This window comes from Kaistella sp., from assembly GCF_049588135.1.
Classification (GTDB): domain Bacteria; phylum Bacteroidota; class Bacteroidia; order Flavobacteriales; family Weeksellaceae; genus Kaistella.
Genome location: NZ_JBAVFG010000110.1, coordinates 1 through 14,562 on the forward strand (window position 1 = coordinate 1; position 14,562 = coordinate 14,562).

15 protein-coding genes are annotated in these 14,562 nt (G+C 33.5%); 10 read left to right on the forward strand and 5 right to left on the reverse strand.

Features of this window, described 5'->3' with window-relative positions; translation table 11 throughout:
• From WBY99_RS06245 to ychF, 4 genes are all read right to left on the reverse strand, one after another.
• Nucleotides 1-1,161: ATP-binding protein (locus WBY99_RS06245; protein WP_423975471.1), on the reverse strand; the 1,161-nt coding region annotated here is incomplete at its 3' end.
• Nucleotides 1,162-1,334: 173 nt separating this feature from the next.
• Complete coding sequence (locus WBY99_RS06250; protein ID WP_423975472.1) at nucleotides 1,335-1,880, reverse strand: NADPH-dependent FMN reductase; 546 nt, start codon at nucleotides 1,878-1,880, stop codon at nucleotides 1,335-1,337.
• 144 nt (nucleotides 1,881-2,024) lie between these two features.
• Nucleotides 2,025-2,828, reverse strand: a complete 804-nt coding sequence (locus WBY99_RS06255; protein ID WP_423975473.1) for a choice-of-anchor J domain-containing protein — start codon at nucleotides 2,826-2,828, stop codon at nucleotides 2,025-2,027.
• A gap of 157 nt (nucleotides 2,829-2,985) precedes the next feature.
• Nucleotides 2,986-4,077 carry a redox-regulated ATPase YchF gene (ychF, locus tag WBY99_RS06260; RefSeq protein WP_423975474.1) on the reverse strand — a complete coding sequence of 364 codons (1,092 nt, stop codon included), beginning with the start codon at nucleotides 4,075-4,077 and terminating at the stop codon, nucleotides 2,986-2,988.
• Between the two features lie 258 nt (nucleotides 4,078-4,335).
• On the opposite strand from ychF, the gene WBY99_RS06265 reads away from it, so the two are divergent.
• The 10 genes from WBY99_RS06265 to WBY99_RS06310 all read left to right on the forward strand — a co-directional run bounded on the left by WBY99_RS06265 (nucleotide 4,336) and on the right by WBY99_RS06310 (nucleotide 13,516).
• Nucleotides 4,336-4,701, forward strand: coding sequence for a BlaI/MecI/CopY family transcriptional regulator (locus WBY99_RS06265; protein ID WP_423975475.1), 366 nt, complete (start codon nucleotides 4,336-4,338; stop codon nucleotides 4,699-4,701).
• Entirely contained in the window at nucleotides 4,701-6,515 is a 1,815-nt protein-coding gene (locus tag WBY99_RS06270) for a M56 family metallopeptidase (protein WP_423975476.1), read from the forward strand. Before WBY99_RS06265 ends, WBY99_RS06270 begins: the two co-directional genes overlap by 1 nt.
• Nucleotides 6,516-6,558: 43 nt before the next feature.
• Nucleotides 6,559-7,425 carry a GLPGLI family protein gene (locus WBY99_RS06275; protein ID WP_423975477.1) on the forward strand — a complete coding sequence of 289 codons (867 nt, stop codon included), beginning with the start codon at nucleotides 6,559-6,561 and terminating at the stop codon, nucleotides 7,423-7,425.
• Between the two features lie 87 nt (nucleotides 7,426-7,512).
• Nucleotides 7,513-7,749, forward strand: coding sequence for a YdcH family protein (locus WBY99_RS06280; RefSeq protein WP_423975478.1), 237 nt, complete (start codon nucleotides 7,513-7,515; stop codon nucleotides 7,747-7,749).
• 200 nt (nucleotides 7,750-7,949) lie between these two features.
• A complete protein-coding gene (typA, locus tag WBY99_RS06285; RefSeq protein ID WP_423975485.1) occupies nucleotides 7,950-9,758 on the forward strand; it encodes a translational GTPase TypA in 1,809 nt (602 codons plus the stop codon).
• Between the two features lie 112 nt (nucleotides 9,759-9,870).
• Nucleotides 9,871-10,020 (forward strand): hypothetical protein, encoded by a 150-nt coding sequence (locus WBY99_RS06290; RefSeq protein WP_423975479.1) that lies wholly within the window; start codon nucleotides 9,871-9,873, stop codon nucleotides 10,018-10,020.
• 82 nt (nucleotides 10,021-10,102) lie between these two features.
• A complete protein-coding gene (locus WBY99_RS06295) occupies nucleotides 10,103-10,399 on the forward strand; it encodes a type II toxin-antitoxin system HigB family toxin (RefSeq protein WP_423975480.1) in 297 nt (98 codons plus the stop codon).
• Between the two features lie 9 nt (nucleotides 10,400-10,408).
• Nucleotides 10,409-10,777, forward strand: a complete 369-nt coding sequence (locus tag WBY99_RS06300; RefSeq protein WP_423975481.1) for a helix-turn-helix domain-containing protein — start codon at nucleotides 10,409-10,411, stop codon at nucleotides 10,775-10,777.
• 28 nt (nucleotides 10,778-10,805) lie between these two features.
• Nucleotides 10,806-11,744, forward strand: a complete 939-nt coding sequence (locus WBY99_RS06305) for an alpha/beta fold hydrolase (protein WP_423975482.1) — start codon at nucleotides 10,806-10,808, stop codon at nucleotides 11,742-11,744.
• Between the two features lie 203 nt (nucleotides 11,745-11,947).
• Entirely contained in the window at nucleotides 11,948-13,516 is a 1,569-nt protein-coding gene (locus tag WBY99_RS06310) for a glycoside hydrolase family 10 protein (RefSeq protein ID WP_423975483.1), read from the forward strand.
• A 73-nt stretch (nucleotides 13,517-13,589) separates the two neighbouring features.
• Here WBY99_RS06310 and WBY99_RS06315 read toward each other — a convergent pair.
• On the reverse strand, nucleotides 13,590-14,562 hold a 973-nt coding region (locus tag WBY99_RS06315; protein WP_423975484.1), incomplete at its 5' end, for an SbcC/MukB-like Walker B domain-containing protein.

Sequence of the window (14,562 nt, forward strand, 5' to 3'; positions counted from 1 at the left end):
GTGAAGTGAAACTTTTTTCGCTCTTTCTCTCGCTAATTTCTGAATCCCCGAAAGTTCTTTTCTTTCCCTTTCAGAAATAATGATTTTCCGGTGAATCGCTTCTGCAATATCTTGATTTTGATGCAGGAAATTATCGAGCTTATTCTTTAAAAAATTAGTGATAAAAGATCTTACCGTTTCTTTTCCGGGCTCAATTTCATTAGAACCCAATTTTGTTTTCGTTTGGGATTCAAAAACAGGCTCAATTACTTTAATGGCAACCGCCGCAATAATCGATTTACGGATATCAGCCGCTTCAAAGTTTTTATTAAAATATTCGCGAATGGTTTTCACATACGCTTCCCGGAAAGCATTTAAGTGCGTTCCACCTTGCGTTGTATTTTGTCCGTTGACGAAAGAAAAATAGGTTTCAGACTGTGATTTATCCGAATGGGTGATGGCAACTTCAATATCTTCATCTTTTAAATGAACAATCGGGTAGATGATTTCTCCCTCAATTTCTTCATTCAATAAATCTTTTAATCCATTTTCGGAGAAGTATGTTTCGCCATTAAAAACTATTTTCAAACCTGGATTCAGGTAGCAATAATTTTTGAGCATTTTCTCGATATACTCTTTTCTAAATTTGAAATGTGTAAATATCGTCGTATCCGGAATAAAAGTAATTTCCGTTCCGTTGCGATCTGAAGATTCAGATTCTGCGAAATCTTGAGTAATGAGTCCCTTTGAAAATTCTGCAATTTTAGCTTTTCCGTCTCGGATTGATTTTACTTTAAAAAACTCCGAAAGCGCATTTACTGCCTTGGTTCCTACTCCATTTAAACCTACTGATTTTTTAAAGGCTTTGGAATCGTACTTTCCACCGGTATTCATTTTAGAAACGGCGTCAACTACTTTCCCTAAAGGAATCCCCCGTCCATAATCACGAATAATTGCTTTACCATCGTCGATTTTTATTTCGATTCTTTTCCCGGATTTCATTACGAATTCATCGATGGAGTTATCGATGATTTCTTTGAGCAAGATATAGATTCCATCGTCGGCCGAAGAACCGTCGCCTAATTTACCAATATACATTCCCGGTCGAAGTCGGATATGCTCTTGCCAATCGAGGGTTCTAATATTATCTTCGGAATAATTAACAGTAGTATTTTCGCTCATATTTAGGTAGAAACTGTTTAATAAAATCAGTATCTCACAAAAATAGCGAAACGAATTTGATTTCTAAAATTTTGTGGAAAAGTTTTAATTAACTTTCTATTATTAATAAAATTAGGACTTCTACTTTATAATTGAAGCTTCAGTTTAATTTAAGATAATCCTCTTCTTTACTTTTAAAAATGATTGATCCATTTCTCAAAAGCCAGCATATAATCTTTCAGGAAATTTTCAGTTTTATCGTTGACTGTTTTTCCGTCTGCCATGAATAATTCATGTACTTTACTGATGTAAGCTTCTGGTTGCTGCATCATCGGAACATCTAGAAAAACAACTGCTTGCCGAATATTATGATTGGATCCAAAACCTCCCTGTGCACCAGGTGAAGTTGTTGCAACGGCGGCAGGCTTTCCTTTCCAGACACTTTTTCCGGGTGGTCTAGAACCTACATCAATCGCATTTTTCAAACCTCCGGGAATCGTTCGGTTATACTCCGGTGAAACAAAAAGAACACCATCAGAATTCTTAATCGTTTCTCTAAAATTCATCCATTCTTTAGGGGAATTAACATCTAAATCTTCATTATAAAGTGGTAAATTGCCAATTTCTACCATTTCCATTTTTAAAGTTTTGGGAGCAAGACGAATCAATTCATTGGCGATTTTTCTACTGAATGCTTCTTTTCTTAAGCTGCCCACTAAAACTGCGATTTTCTTTTCCATCGTTTTAATTTTAATTAAAGTTACAAATACTCTTCATTAAAAATCGTTTTTAAAATATTGTTTAACAAATATTTAAACTTTCATTACATGAAAAAAGTGAAAGAATTAACTTTCACTTTAAATAAATCTGTAGTATATTAAGAATTACTTTTTGATGAACTTTCTTGATATTACCTCATTCCCACTGTAAATATTTAAAATATATTGTCCGGCAGAAAGATTTCTAACATCAATATCAGCAGAAGAAGTTTCTTTGATTTTTTTCCCACTCATATCAAAAATACGAACCGATTGTAAACCTTTCACATTCTGAATTTTAATAAAATCTGAAGTCGGATTTGGATAGATTGAAATTAAATTTTTATTCACTGCAGAAACAGCCATTTTTTCTTCAAAACTTACTTCCACATCATCCAAACCAATGAAGGCAATATCTGTACAGTCGTAATGACGGAAAACCAATTGAACTTGCTGCCCAGCATATTCCGAAATATCAACTGAAATACTTTTGGCAACTTCCGTGTAACCAGCATCTAAAGTTTCTTCAAAGACCGGTGTTTCAGTCCCTGTAAAAGTTGAGTTTGCCGAAATCACATAAACTGCATAATGTTCTTCAAAAATTTCTTCGTCAAAAGCACCCACTTTAAATTTAAGGGTGATACTTCCTTCCTCATTCGGTAAAGCAAAAGCAGGACTTGTTAAGGTATTATCTGGTGTAAAAGCTTCAAGAAACCAAGACCAGGAAGTCGCAAAATCGCCAGTAAAAGCTGGCATTTCATCTTCTTCAGCATTATAAAATTCCCATTTTTCACCATCACCATCGCGGTCTGTATTTGCCCATAAAGCGACTTTTGCAGGATCGTTGAAATTATCTTCAAATACAATAGTTTGCCCATAATAAAATGCACCTAATCCAAGCGCAGAAGCCAAAAGTAATTTTTTAGTCATAATATAAATTTGAGTCAAATATACAAATCAAAAATTAGCTCGTTTAAAAACAGTAGTAATTTTTTCTTTTTAAATACCACTTTCTGGCAAAAAAAAGCGAACCGAAGTCCGCTTTATAATTTATTTTGAAAGAATGATCTTTTCTCTAAAAATGGCTTTAAACATTAAATCTAAAATTCATCATATCGCCATCTTGCACGATATATTCTTTTCCTTCTACAGAAAGTTTCCCAGCTTCTTTTACTTTGGCTTCTGAACCAAATTTTAAGAAGTCTTCATATTTAATCACTTCTGCACGGATAAATCCTTTTTCGAAATCGGTGTGAATCACGCCCGCGGCCTGAGGCGCAGTCCAGCCTTTTCCAATCGTCCAGGCACGAACTTCTTTTACTCCTGCTGTGAAATAAGTTTGCAACTTCAGTAAGTCGTACGCTTTTCTGATCAATCTGTTGACACCAGGTTCTGTTAAACCCAATTCATCCAAGAACATTTCTCTTTCTTCGAAAGTATCGAGCTCATTGATATCAGCTTCGATTTGAGCTGCTAAAACAACAACTTCTGCATTTTCTCTAGCTGCCATTTCTTCGATTTTTGCAATCCATTCATTTCCGTTTTTAATAGAGTTTTCATCTACATTACAAACATAAAGAACCGGTTTATTGGTCAATAACTGAACTTCTGAAATGATTGAAGTTGCAAAATCATCCATTGCAAATTCACGTGCATTGTTACCTTCTTCTACAAATTTCTGTAAATTAAGAAGCGTTTCGTAAGTCATTACATCGTCTTTTTTACCAGACTTGATGAATTTTTTAGCCTTTTCCACTGATTTTGCCAAGGTTTCAATATCTTTCAACTGAAGTTCGATATCGATAATTTCTTTATCTCTGATCGGATCTACCGTTCCTTCGACATGAATGATATTTCCGTCTTCGAAACATCTTAAAACATGAATAATAGCTTCACATTCTCTGATGTTTGCCAGGAATTTATTTCCTAAACCTTCCCCTTTACTGGCGCCTTTTACCAAACCTGCAATATCTACGATTTCTACTACAGCCGGTAAAACTCTTTCGGGTTTCACTAATTTTTCCAATTCAAATAAACGCTCATCCGGAACAGAAACCGTCCCAATATTAGGTTCGATGGTACAGAAAGGATAATTAGCAGATTGCGCTTTGGCGTTGCTTAAACAGTTAAAAAGGGTTGATTTACCTACATTCGGTAATCCTACGATTCCACATTTCATATCTTTAGTTCAAAGTTTAAGGTTTGAAGTTCAATGTTCTAAACTTTGAATTTTAAACATTGAACCTTGAATTTTTAAGATTGCAAAGATAAGATTTTTAACCAAATTTTCTTAGAAAAACAAAAATCAAATTTTCTTCAGGATAAAATTTTTACTACTGATTACCAGTTAGTTATATTAAATTCGATTGCATCACTATAAAAATAGTTGTACAATTAGAATTTATTTCTACATTTGTATCACTAAACAAATAGTGATATGCAAATTTCTCCATTAACAAAAGCTGAAGAACAAGTGATGCAATATCTTTGGGATTTGAAAAAAGCCTTTCTCAAAGATATTCTAGAACAGTTTCCTGAACCGAAACCTCATACCAATACCGTTTCTACTATTTTGAAAGTTTTAAAAGATAAAAACTTCGTTGATTATGAAGTATTCGGAAGACAACATCAATATTTTCCTTTAATCTCAAAAGAAAAATACAGCGGAAAATCAATGAAAAGTTTAGTGAAAAACTATTTTGAAGGTTCTTATACCAACGCAGTTTCATTCCTAGTAGAAAAAAACGAAATAAGCGTTGAAGATCTAGAATTATTATTAAATGAACTTAAAAACAAAGACTGATGGAAACAATTCTTTTATATTTTGGAAAAGTTATTTTATGTTCCGGTGTAACATTTCTTTATTATCGGTTGTTTCTTAAAGACAAGACTTTTCACCATTACAATCGGTTTTATTTACTCGCTGCAATATTGATCAGTTTGTTATTGCCTTTATTGAAAGTGAATTATTTTACCCTTGAAGTAAACAGTGATATTTATCTGCTCATCAATAAATTACAAAATTTCAACACTACAACTCCATTCAAAAATGATTTCACTTATTTTAAAATTTGCGCTTTTCTTATTGGACTTGTTGCTGTCTTTTTTCTAACGAAATTAATTTTCGGATTGGTTAAAATTCAGATTTTAAAAAAGAAATTCAACAAAGAAAGTTTCGAAGGAATTAGTTTCTACCAAACCGATTTAACCGAAGCACCATTTTCTTTTTTCAAAAATTTATTCTGGAAAAATTCAATAGAAATTCAATCCGATTTAGGGCGTCAGATTCTGAAACACGAGATGGTTCATATCGAACAGAAACATTCTTGGGACAAAATTTTCATTGAAATCATCACTTCCCTATTTTGGTTTAATCCTTTCTTTTATTTGATTAAAAAAGAAATCAATTTAATACATGAATATCTGGCTGATAAAAAAGCCATACAAAATTCGGACACGAAAGCATTTGCGCAGATGCTTTTAGCGAGTCACTTTTCCGGAAAAGAGTTACAAGCAACCAGCCCGTTTCTTAGTTCTAACCTCAAAAAAAGATTAACAATGCTAAAAAAATCAAAAACAAAATTCGGTTATGCGCGAAAGATTCTCGCATTGCCTTTATTATTCACGCTCGCTTTTATGTATTTGGTAAATGCGAAAAATAAAGAGATTAAAATTACCAATTTGGAGATTTCTGAACTCATTTCTGAAATGAAGAAAGATAGCCTTTCTGCCAAAAACAGCTCACTGAAAAAGGATCAAGTTTCTATCGATAAATCAAATAAAAACACTGATTTGAAAATCATGGAAAACCCATTGACTTCTAATGAGATTACTTACGGAATTGATGGAACAGAACTCTATAACAAACATCCTCAATTGTTTATTAGTAATGATACCATTAATAAAGAAGGGATGAAAAAACTTCAAAATGTAATCCATGAAAAGAATAATGCAATAAGTCCATTAAAGGAATCATTGAAGTTAAAATCAGATGAAGCTAGAAATCTGAGTAAAGAAGTGAGAAAGAAAAGTGATGAACTAAGGAAACTTAGCCTGAATAAAGATTTTGATAATCCAGAATTCAAAAAATTAGAACTAGGTATAAATGAGTTAGGCTTACAAATTAATAATATTTTTAATTCTGATGATTTTAAAAAAATGGAAATCCATTATAAAGAAATGGATGGTCTTTATGCCCAAGTCGATAAATACTATAATTCTAAAGAATTCAAAGATCAAATAAAACGATCAGAAGAACGAGCGAAAGAAATTGAGAGAAAATTCAATTCTCCTGAATATCAAAAGAGAATGAAAGACGCTGAAAAACGTGCGGAAGAAGCCGAGAAAGGAATCAATTCTCCAGAGTTTCAAAAGAGAATAAAAGATGCAGAAGAAAACACAAACATAGGTTCAAAAAACATTTCAAATATTATCTTTTTACAAAGAAATAACGGGACTTCCCCGAATGAAAGTACTAAAATTTATATCGACGGAAAACTGGTCGCAAACACAGAATTCAAGGCTCTTTCTCCAGATTTAATTGAAAAGATTTTCATCAACAAAAAGAATCACAACGGAAATCTCAACGACGAAATTCGAATTATAACAAAAAAATAACTTCCCCCACTATGCCAAAGTTTTAAAAAAAACAATTCTCCTTATGCAAAAACTCCTACTCTTTTTAGTCTTCGTTTCAATGCTGGGAAACGCACAAAATCAACGATTTAGCTACATCTACCATTTTGTACCAGATTCTACCAATCAGGCAGACATCAAATCCGAAATGATGATTTTAGAAGTGCTGCCGAAGTTTTCAAAATTCTATAGCGAAACAGTTTTTAAAAGCGATTCTATTGCAAAAGTAAATTTAGAAAAAGAAGTTTTGGCAACAGGATCAATGAATGTAAAATCCAGCATGAGAAACGGTTTCTTCAGACATGTCATCATTAAAGAATCACCAGATTTCAAAACATTTTTGATGACAAGAATCGGGCAAACCAAACTAAAAGTTGCAGATGACAGAAAAATGAATTGGAAAGTTCTTGCAGAAAAACAAAAAATTGGTGAATTTAATGTTCAAAAAGCAGAAACAGAAATGTATGGTAGAAAATGGACAGCTTGGTTTACCACTGAAATACCGATTCAGGAAGGACCATACAAATTTCATGGTCTGCCTGGTTTAATCGTGAAAATTGAAGATGAAACAAAAAGTCATTCTTTTTCATTAAGCAGCATTAAAAACCTAAATCCAGAAGAAATAAAAAATATTGATCCCAACAAAAATTTCGTTTTCGATTCTAGCGATTATCTTAATATGAATCTTTCAGGATACAAAAAGTTTTATTTGGACAGCAGAAATGATCCTAACAAATCAGTTCGTTCCGCTTTAGGACAAACAGAAATTGCTAAAGTTAATATCGACGGAAAAATGGTAGATATGAACGAATTTCTTCGAAACCGCGAGAAACAGCAGATGGAAAAAAATGCAAAAGACAATAATCTCCTTGAACTCGATTTGCTGAAATAATTCGCAAAAATTACTGATATTTTTCATCTTTAAAAAATCGAAAGTTTTCGAAACTTTAAGGTATTAAAAATTTAAATATTTAAAGTCATGGAAAATCACAACCTCACCCACGAATTCCCTGAACTGGAAGAAAAAATCAACAATTTTAAAATGAACGACGAAGCTTTCAAAAAAATGTATGTGAATTATGAAGAAGTGAACGCCCTCATTGAGCATTACGAAGAAGGGGAACAAAATCACACGACCGACGAACATTTAACAGATTTACGAAAAAAAAGAGTTCATTTAAAAGATGACGTTTACTGCTATTTAAAGCAGAACTAAAATTTATTAAATAGTATTTCAAAGCGGCTTCAATGGTCGCTTTTGTTATTGTAATATTCTGGTATTAAGCAAAAAATACAGGTGTTTTTGGGTTCAGCATTAAAGTTTCTATAAATTTTAACATAAAATTTTACTAAATTCAAAAAGTTGTAAAAGTATTTCATGAAAAAAGATTACTTTTGCAGCGTCAAAAAATGAATATGCAAAACATTAGAAATATCGCAATTATTGCGCACGTTGACCACGGTAAAACGACCTTGGTTGACAAAATCATCCACGCAACCAGTGTTTTCCGTGAAAATCAGGCAGATTCAGGCGATCTGATCATGGATAATAATGATTTGGAGCGTGAAAGAGGAATTACTATTTTATCGAAAAACATTTCGGTAATGTACAAAGGCACGAAAATCAATGTAATTGATACGCCTGGTCACGCCGATTTCGGTGGTGAAGTAGAAAGAGTTTTGAAAATGGCTGATGGAGTTTTACTTTTAGTAGATGCTTTTGAAGGTCCAATGCCTCAGACTCGTTTCGTACTGCATAAAGCATTGGAATTAGGACTTAAGCCAATCGTAGTAATCAATAAAGTAGATAAACCAAACTGTCGTCCTGATGAAGTTCACGATAAAGTTTTTGATTTATTCTTTAATTTAGAGGCAACAGAAGAACAATTGGATTTCCCTACATTCTACGGCTCTTCTAAACAAGGTTGGTTCAACACCAGCTTAACTCCTGCTGATGACATTACTCCTTTATTGGATGGTATTATTCAATATGTTCCGGAACCAGAAACTTTCGAAGGAAGCTTGCAAATGCAGATTACTTCATTGGATTTCTCTTCTTTCTTAGGTAGAATTGCGATCGGGAAAATTAGAAGAAATTCAATTAAAGAAGGTCAAACAATCGGTTTGGCTCAGGAAGATGGCAAAATAATTAGAGGTAAAGTAAAAGAATTATACGTATTTGAAGGACTTGGGAAAAAGAAAGTTCAAGAAGTTCAAGCCGGAGATATCTGTGCAATCGTAGGTTTTGATAAATTCCAGATTGGAGATTCATTCGTAGATCTAGAAAATCCAGAACCATTGCCAAGAACTGCGATTGACGAGCCGACTTTGAACATGACATTCTCGATTAACAACTCTCCTTTCTTCGGAAAAGATGGTAAATATGTAACTTCTAATCACCTGAAAGAAAGGTTGTATAAGGAGTTAGAGAAAAACTTAGCACTTAAGGTTGAACCTACTGACGATGCTAATACTTTCTTGGTATTCGGTAGAGGTATTCTTCACCTTTCGGTTTTGATCGAAACAATGAGAAGAGAAGGTTACGAAATGACCATTGGTCAGCCACAAGTAATCATTAGAGAAATTGATGGTGTTAAATGTGAGCCTTACGAATCAATGGTAGTTGATGTACCTGATGAATATGCTTCTAAAGTAATCGACTTAGCAACTCAGCGTAAAGGTGATTTGCATATCATGGAAACGAAAGGCGAAATGCAACACATGGAATTCGAAATCCCTTCAAGAGGATTAATCGGATTGCGTTCTCAAATGTTGACTGCAACTGCAGGTGAAGCAATTATGGCACACCGTTTCATAGATTACAAACCTTTCAAAGGATCCATTCCGGGAAGATCAGTTGGAGTATTAATCAGTAAAGGTCAAGGGCCAGCAACGGAATATTCTATCGCAAAACTACAGGATAGAGGAAAATTCTTTGTTGATCCGGGTGAAGAAATCTACGAAGGAATGATCATTGGTGAACAAAACAAACCAGGAGATTTAGTAGTAAACATCGTTGAAGCAAAACAGTTGAACAATATGCGTGCATCTGGAAAAGATAAAGACGGTAACATTGCTCCAAAACAACTATTCTCTCTGGAAGAATGTATGGAATACATCCAAGGTGACGAAGCGATTGAGGTAACTCCTAACTTCATCAGAATGCGTAAAAAAGTACTTTCAGAAAACGAAAGAAAACGTATTGAAAGAGGTGCGAAAGGATAATCTTTCGACTATTAAATAAAACAGGCTTTAGCCGAATTGATAAAAGAGTTCCAAATAAATTTGGGACTCTTTTTTTTTTATTGGTTAGTTTAGCATTAATAAAAATCACGTCATGACCATTACAAAAGAGCGATTAATAAAACAGATTGAAACGTTTTCCGACGAAATTAGTATCAACGAAGTCATCGAAAGATTAATTATCATTGAAAAATTAGAATTAAAGAATCCGATAATAATGAAACTATTTCTGAAGAGGGTCTGAAAAATGAAATGAAGATGTGGTTCAGATAAAAAAATCTTAAAAGTTCCTGATTCAGGAACTTTTTATATATTTGTACTGTAATATGAAAAGAATAATTGCAAAGCGAACTTTAAAAGAGTTTTGGGAAGAACATCCTGATGCAGAACAATATTTGAAAACTTGGTTTGATATTGTAAAAACTAATTCTTGGAAATCACCAAATGATGTTAAACAAAATTTTGCCAATGCAAGTATTTTGAAAAATAGCCGAGTAGTTTTTAACATTAAAGGAAACTCTTACCGATTGGTAGTAAAGTTTAATTACGAAAGAGAATGGGCGTTTATTAGATTTATTGGAACACATTCCGAATATGATAAAGTAGATGCGAACGAAATTTAATTTAACAAAATGAATATAAAACCGATAAAAACAGAACAATATTATTTCGAAGCATTAGAAAGATTAGAAGAAATTTTTGATGCAAAAGAAAATACACCAGATGGCGATGAAGCAGAAATTTTATCTTTACTCATTGATAATTTTGAGAACGAACATTACCCAATCGAAGCACCTGACCCAATTGAAGCCATTAGAATCCGTATGGAAGAAATGGATTTAAAACAAAAAGATATGGTTGAAATCATCGGCTCAAAAAGTAAAACTTCAGAAGTATTGAACCGCAAGAAAAGATTGACCCTTGATATGATTAGAAATTTGCAGGAGAAACTAAATCTATCTGCTTCTGTTTTAATTAAAAACTATCCCATTAATAACTGAGATTAAATAAACTGTCAAAACACTTTAGATGAAAATATATTTCCAAGTTTTAATTTTCTTATTAATGATTTCCTGTGTATCAAAAACAACAATTGAGAATGGAGATTACTATGAAAAAATTGATAGGATATATCTAAAATATACCATAAAAGGAAAAGGACCATTGATGTTTGTTGGACATCCTAACTCCGGAAAAATTGGGTATGAAATGACTTTAAAACCTCTCGAAGATCAATTTACCATGGTTTATTATGACTCGCGTGGGACAGGTAAATCGGAAGCACCTAAAAAATTGGAGGATTATAATATTGATCACTTATCAAAGGAAATCGATTTGCTTCGTAAAAAATTAGGTGCTGATAAAATCTGGCTTTTTGGGCATTCTGATCAAAGTGCCGTTGCATTGCAATATGCGGTTGAGCATCCTCAAAATGTTTCAGGTTTAATTTTAACCGGAACAAGTTTTATCGGAGATATGGATGAAACCATTAAACGTAGAAAAGATTCCGAAAATAAAAGAAAAAGTGAGTCTGAATGGTTTTCACAAGTTGTTGAAGATTGGGAATATATGTACGTGAATAAAACAGACACCGACAAAAATGGAAGAAACTTAGCTGCTGCGCCTATAAAATGGTGGACTTATGATGAAGAAAGTTTTCAAAAAGTAATTCCAATCGTAAAGACAATTTCCGACTCAGGAAGAAGAAAACCGATTGATGGCAATTATTATTCTGAAACACCTGACCAAAGACAGAAATATTTAGATATTCAAAAACAGTTCAAAAAACTGCAAGTAAAAACGCTCATCATCAATGGGAAATTTGACACCAACAATGCGCCAGAATTTGCAGAAGAATTGCATAGAAATCTACCGAACTCAAAATTAATTTTACTTGATAAGTCTGGGCATTTCCCGTGGATTGAACAGCCCGATAATACTTTTAAAGAAATTTTCAAATGGTTGTAAAAGTTACTCAGATCAATGATTAAAAACTTTAAAGTAAATCTTCTTTAAAGTTTTTTTGTTTTTAAATCTAAACCATTAATAACATTGCTTTTTATATATTTGCGTTTGGCGTTTCCACTTGTATTAAAGTGAATTTTCATCATTTGAAACAAACAATTTTAATAAAAGTAAACCGTTATTTATTTTCCCTTTAAAATTTATTTATGAGATATTCCTTTGCAAAAGCATCCACGATATTATTAATCATTTTTTCGCTTTTCATTACTTCCTGTGCTACCAAAAAACCGGTTGTAAAAAACACCCAGAAACCCGTTGTTACCACAAAACCCAATCCTCCGAAAACCATCGTGCAAAAACCGGTAGAAAAACTGGCTTTACCGGAAGTCAACCGCGAATTCCGCGCCGCTTGGATTGCTACGGTTGCAAATATCAATTGGCCTTCAAAAAATAATTTGACAACACAGCAACAAAAAGACGAAGCCCTTAAAATTTTAGATTTATTGAAAGTCGCCAATTTCAATGCGGTGATTTTTCAGGCTCGTCCGTCTGCAGATGCACTATATAAAAGTGATTTAGAACCTTGGTCGTATTTCTTAACAGGTTCTATTGGCAAAGCTCCTACTCCTTTTTACGATCCGCTAGAATTTTGGATTGATGAAGCTCACAAACGAGGTATGGAACTGCATGTTTGGCTGAATCCTTATCGAGCGCATCACACCACTGGTGGACCGATTAATAACGAATCCATCGTGAAGAAAATGCCGGACCAAATCATCAAACTTCGAAATGGAATGTATTGGATGGATCCGTCAGACGAGAAAACCCAAGATCATGCTTCAAAAGTAATTAAAGATTTGGTGAAAAGATATGATATCGATGCGATTCATATCGACGATTATTTCTATCCTTATAAAGAATATAATGGTGGTAAAGATTTCCCCGATAACAAAACTTGGAATATCTATCAGAAATCAGGTGGAAATCTTTCGCGAGCTGATTGGCGACGTGCAAACGTGAACAAATTCATCAAAAGAATTCATGATGAGATCAAAGCCGAAAAAAGTTATGTACAATTTGGAATCAGCCCTTTTGGAATTTGGAAACCCGGTTTTCCCGAAGGAATCAAAGGTTCTTCCCAATACGATGAATTATACGCCGATGCCAAATTATGGCTGAACCAAGGTTGGCTGGATTATTTCTCACCCCAACTCTATTGGAAAAACGATGGTCCACAAAGTTTCCCCGCTTTACTCAATTGGTGGGAAAGTGAAAACACCCAAAAACGCCATCTTTATCCAGGTTTGAACACCATTGGATTGAATGGCGTGAGCGATCGTCCCGCAGAAATCGTGTCACAAATTAACTTGACGCGCCAGATTTTAAAAAACAATTCGGGAACTGTTCATTACAGCGTCGATGGATTATCAAAAAATTCTGCCATGTACAATGCGGTGAAAAATGCTTACCAAACACCAGCATTGATTCCTAGAACACCTTGGATCAAAGTGAAACCTCTGGATAAACCCAATATTTTAGTTGAAAACAGCAATAATTCAGTCAATGTGAAATGGAATACTTTGGATCTTCCAAATGTTTTTCAATGGATTTTGTATGCAAAATATGGCGACACTTGGGAAATCGAAATTCTAGAAAAAGGCAATAATTCTAAGCATTTACCACTAACAAAGAATGGCAAAAAACTAAACACGATTGCCGTGAAATCAGTTGATCGCTTAGGAAATGAAAGTGAATATGATGCGAAGAAATTATAGCGTTCTTTCGTCCTTTAAATTTGCGAGAAAATACATTTTGTTGTTTATTTAAAAACAGTAGTTCAATCTTTCTTTAATTTAAGCAAATCAAACTTCCTCGTTCATCATCTTTCGTAACATTTAGCGAAACCGGCATTTTCTCTTTCAGCTCTTCAACGTGGGAAATAATGCCGACAATTCTGTTTTCTTTTTGCAAATTCATTAAGGTTTCAAAAACAACATTCACCGATTCCAAATCCTGAGTTCCGAAACCTTCATCGATAAAAAAGAAATTTTTTTCGGCTTGCGCATTCGACTGAACACTTTCTGCCAAAGCCAATGCCAGACTTAGAGAAACCTGAAAAGCTTGCCCGCCAGACAAGGTTTTCACACTCCTGCTTCTGCCTTCATTTAAGAAATCTACAATTTCAAAATCATTATTTTCATTTAATTGAAGACTCAGTTGATTTCGGGTCATTCGGTGGAAACGAATATTCGCATGATCACACAATTGTCTTAAATAAATGGAAGAAACATATTGCACAAAACCCGCTCCTTTAAAGAGATTCGTCATTGTTTTCAGATGATCTGCACGCCTTTGAAGCTTTGCCAATTCCTTTAAAAGATCCTCTTTTTTCTTAAATTCTTTTTCCAGTCGATCGATTTCCGAAGTCAGTTTTACCACATTATCGTTTGCGGTTTTCAATTCATTTTCACCAGATTTAAATTGAGTTTCCAAAGCAGCAAACTGTGATTCGTCAAAAGAAAAATCTTTTAATTTTAAAGCTAATTCTTCTACTCCATTTTTCAAAGTTTCAAAATCAATTCTAAATTTTTGAATCTGATTTCTATTATTTTGAACATTAATTTCCTGCGCTAAAATAGTTTCAACTTCTTGTAAATCGTTGAATTGATGATCTGCTAAATATTGAATTAAAACAGTTTCATTTGCTGAAATCTCTTTTTCAAGTTCAGAAATTCGTTTTCCTAATTGTTCGGAAATCGTTTTCTGTTCGGCAAATTTTGGAGAAAGTTCTTTTTCTTGCTTCATTAAAGCTTGATAATCT

Bases quoted from the DNA above. Each gene is read 5' to 3' on its own strand.
- WBY99_RS06275 (WP_423975477.1), top strand. From the start codon at position 6,559: ATGCAAAAACTCCTACTCTTTTTAGTCTTCGTTTCAATGCTGGGAAAC.
- typA (WP_423975485.1), top strand. From the start codon at position 7,950: ATGCAAAACATTAGAAATATCGCAATTATTGCGCACGTTGACCACGGT.
- WBY99_RS06280 (WP_423975478.1), top strand. From the start codon at position 7,513: ATGGAAAATCACAACCTCACCCACGAATTCCCTGAACTGGAAGAAAAA.
- WBY99_RS06255 (WP_423975473.1), bottom strand. From the start codon at position 2,828: ATGACTAAAAAATTACTTTTGGCTTCTGCGCTTGGATTAGGTGCATTT.
- WBY99_RS06270 (WP_423975476.1), top strand. From the start codon at position 4,701: ATGGAAACAATTCTTTTATATTTTGGAAAAGTTATTTTATGTTCCGGT.
- ychF (WP_423975474.1), bottom strand. From the start codon at position 4,077: ATGAAATGTGGAATCGTAGGATTACCGAATGTAGGTAAATCAACCCTT.
- WBY99_RS06250 (WP_423975472.1), bottom strand. From the start codon at position 1,880: ATGGAAAAGAAAATCGCAGTTTTAGTGGGCAGCTTAAGAAAAGAAGCA.
- WBY99_RS06295 (WP_423975480.1), top strand. From the start codon at position 10,103: ATGAAAAGAATAATTGCAAAGCGAACTTTAAAAGAGTTTTGGGAAGAA.
- WBY99_RS06290 (WP_423975479.1), top strand. From the start codon at position 9,871: ATGACCATTACAAAAGAGCGATTAATAAAACAGATTGAAACGTTTTCC.
- WBY99_RS06265 (WP_423975475.1), top strand. From the start codon at position 4,336: ATGCAAATTTCTCCATTAACAAAAGCTGAAGAACAAGTGATGCAATAT.
- WBY99_RS06300 (WP_423975481.1), top strand. From the start codon at position 10,409: ATGAATATAAAACCGATAAAAACAGAACAATATTATTTCGAAGCATTA.
- WBY99_RS06305 (WP_423975482.1), top strand. From the start codon at position 10,806: ATGAAAATATATTTCCAAGTTTTAATTTTCTTATTAATGATTTCCTGT.
- WBY99_RS06310 (WP_423975483.1), top strand. From the start codon at position 11,948: ATGAGATATTCCTTTGCAAAAGCATCCACGATATTATTAATCATTTTT.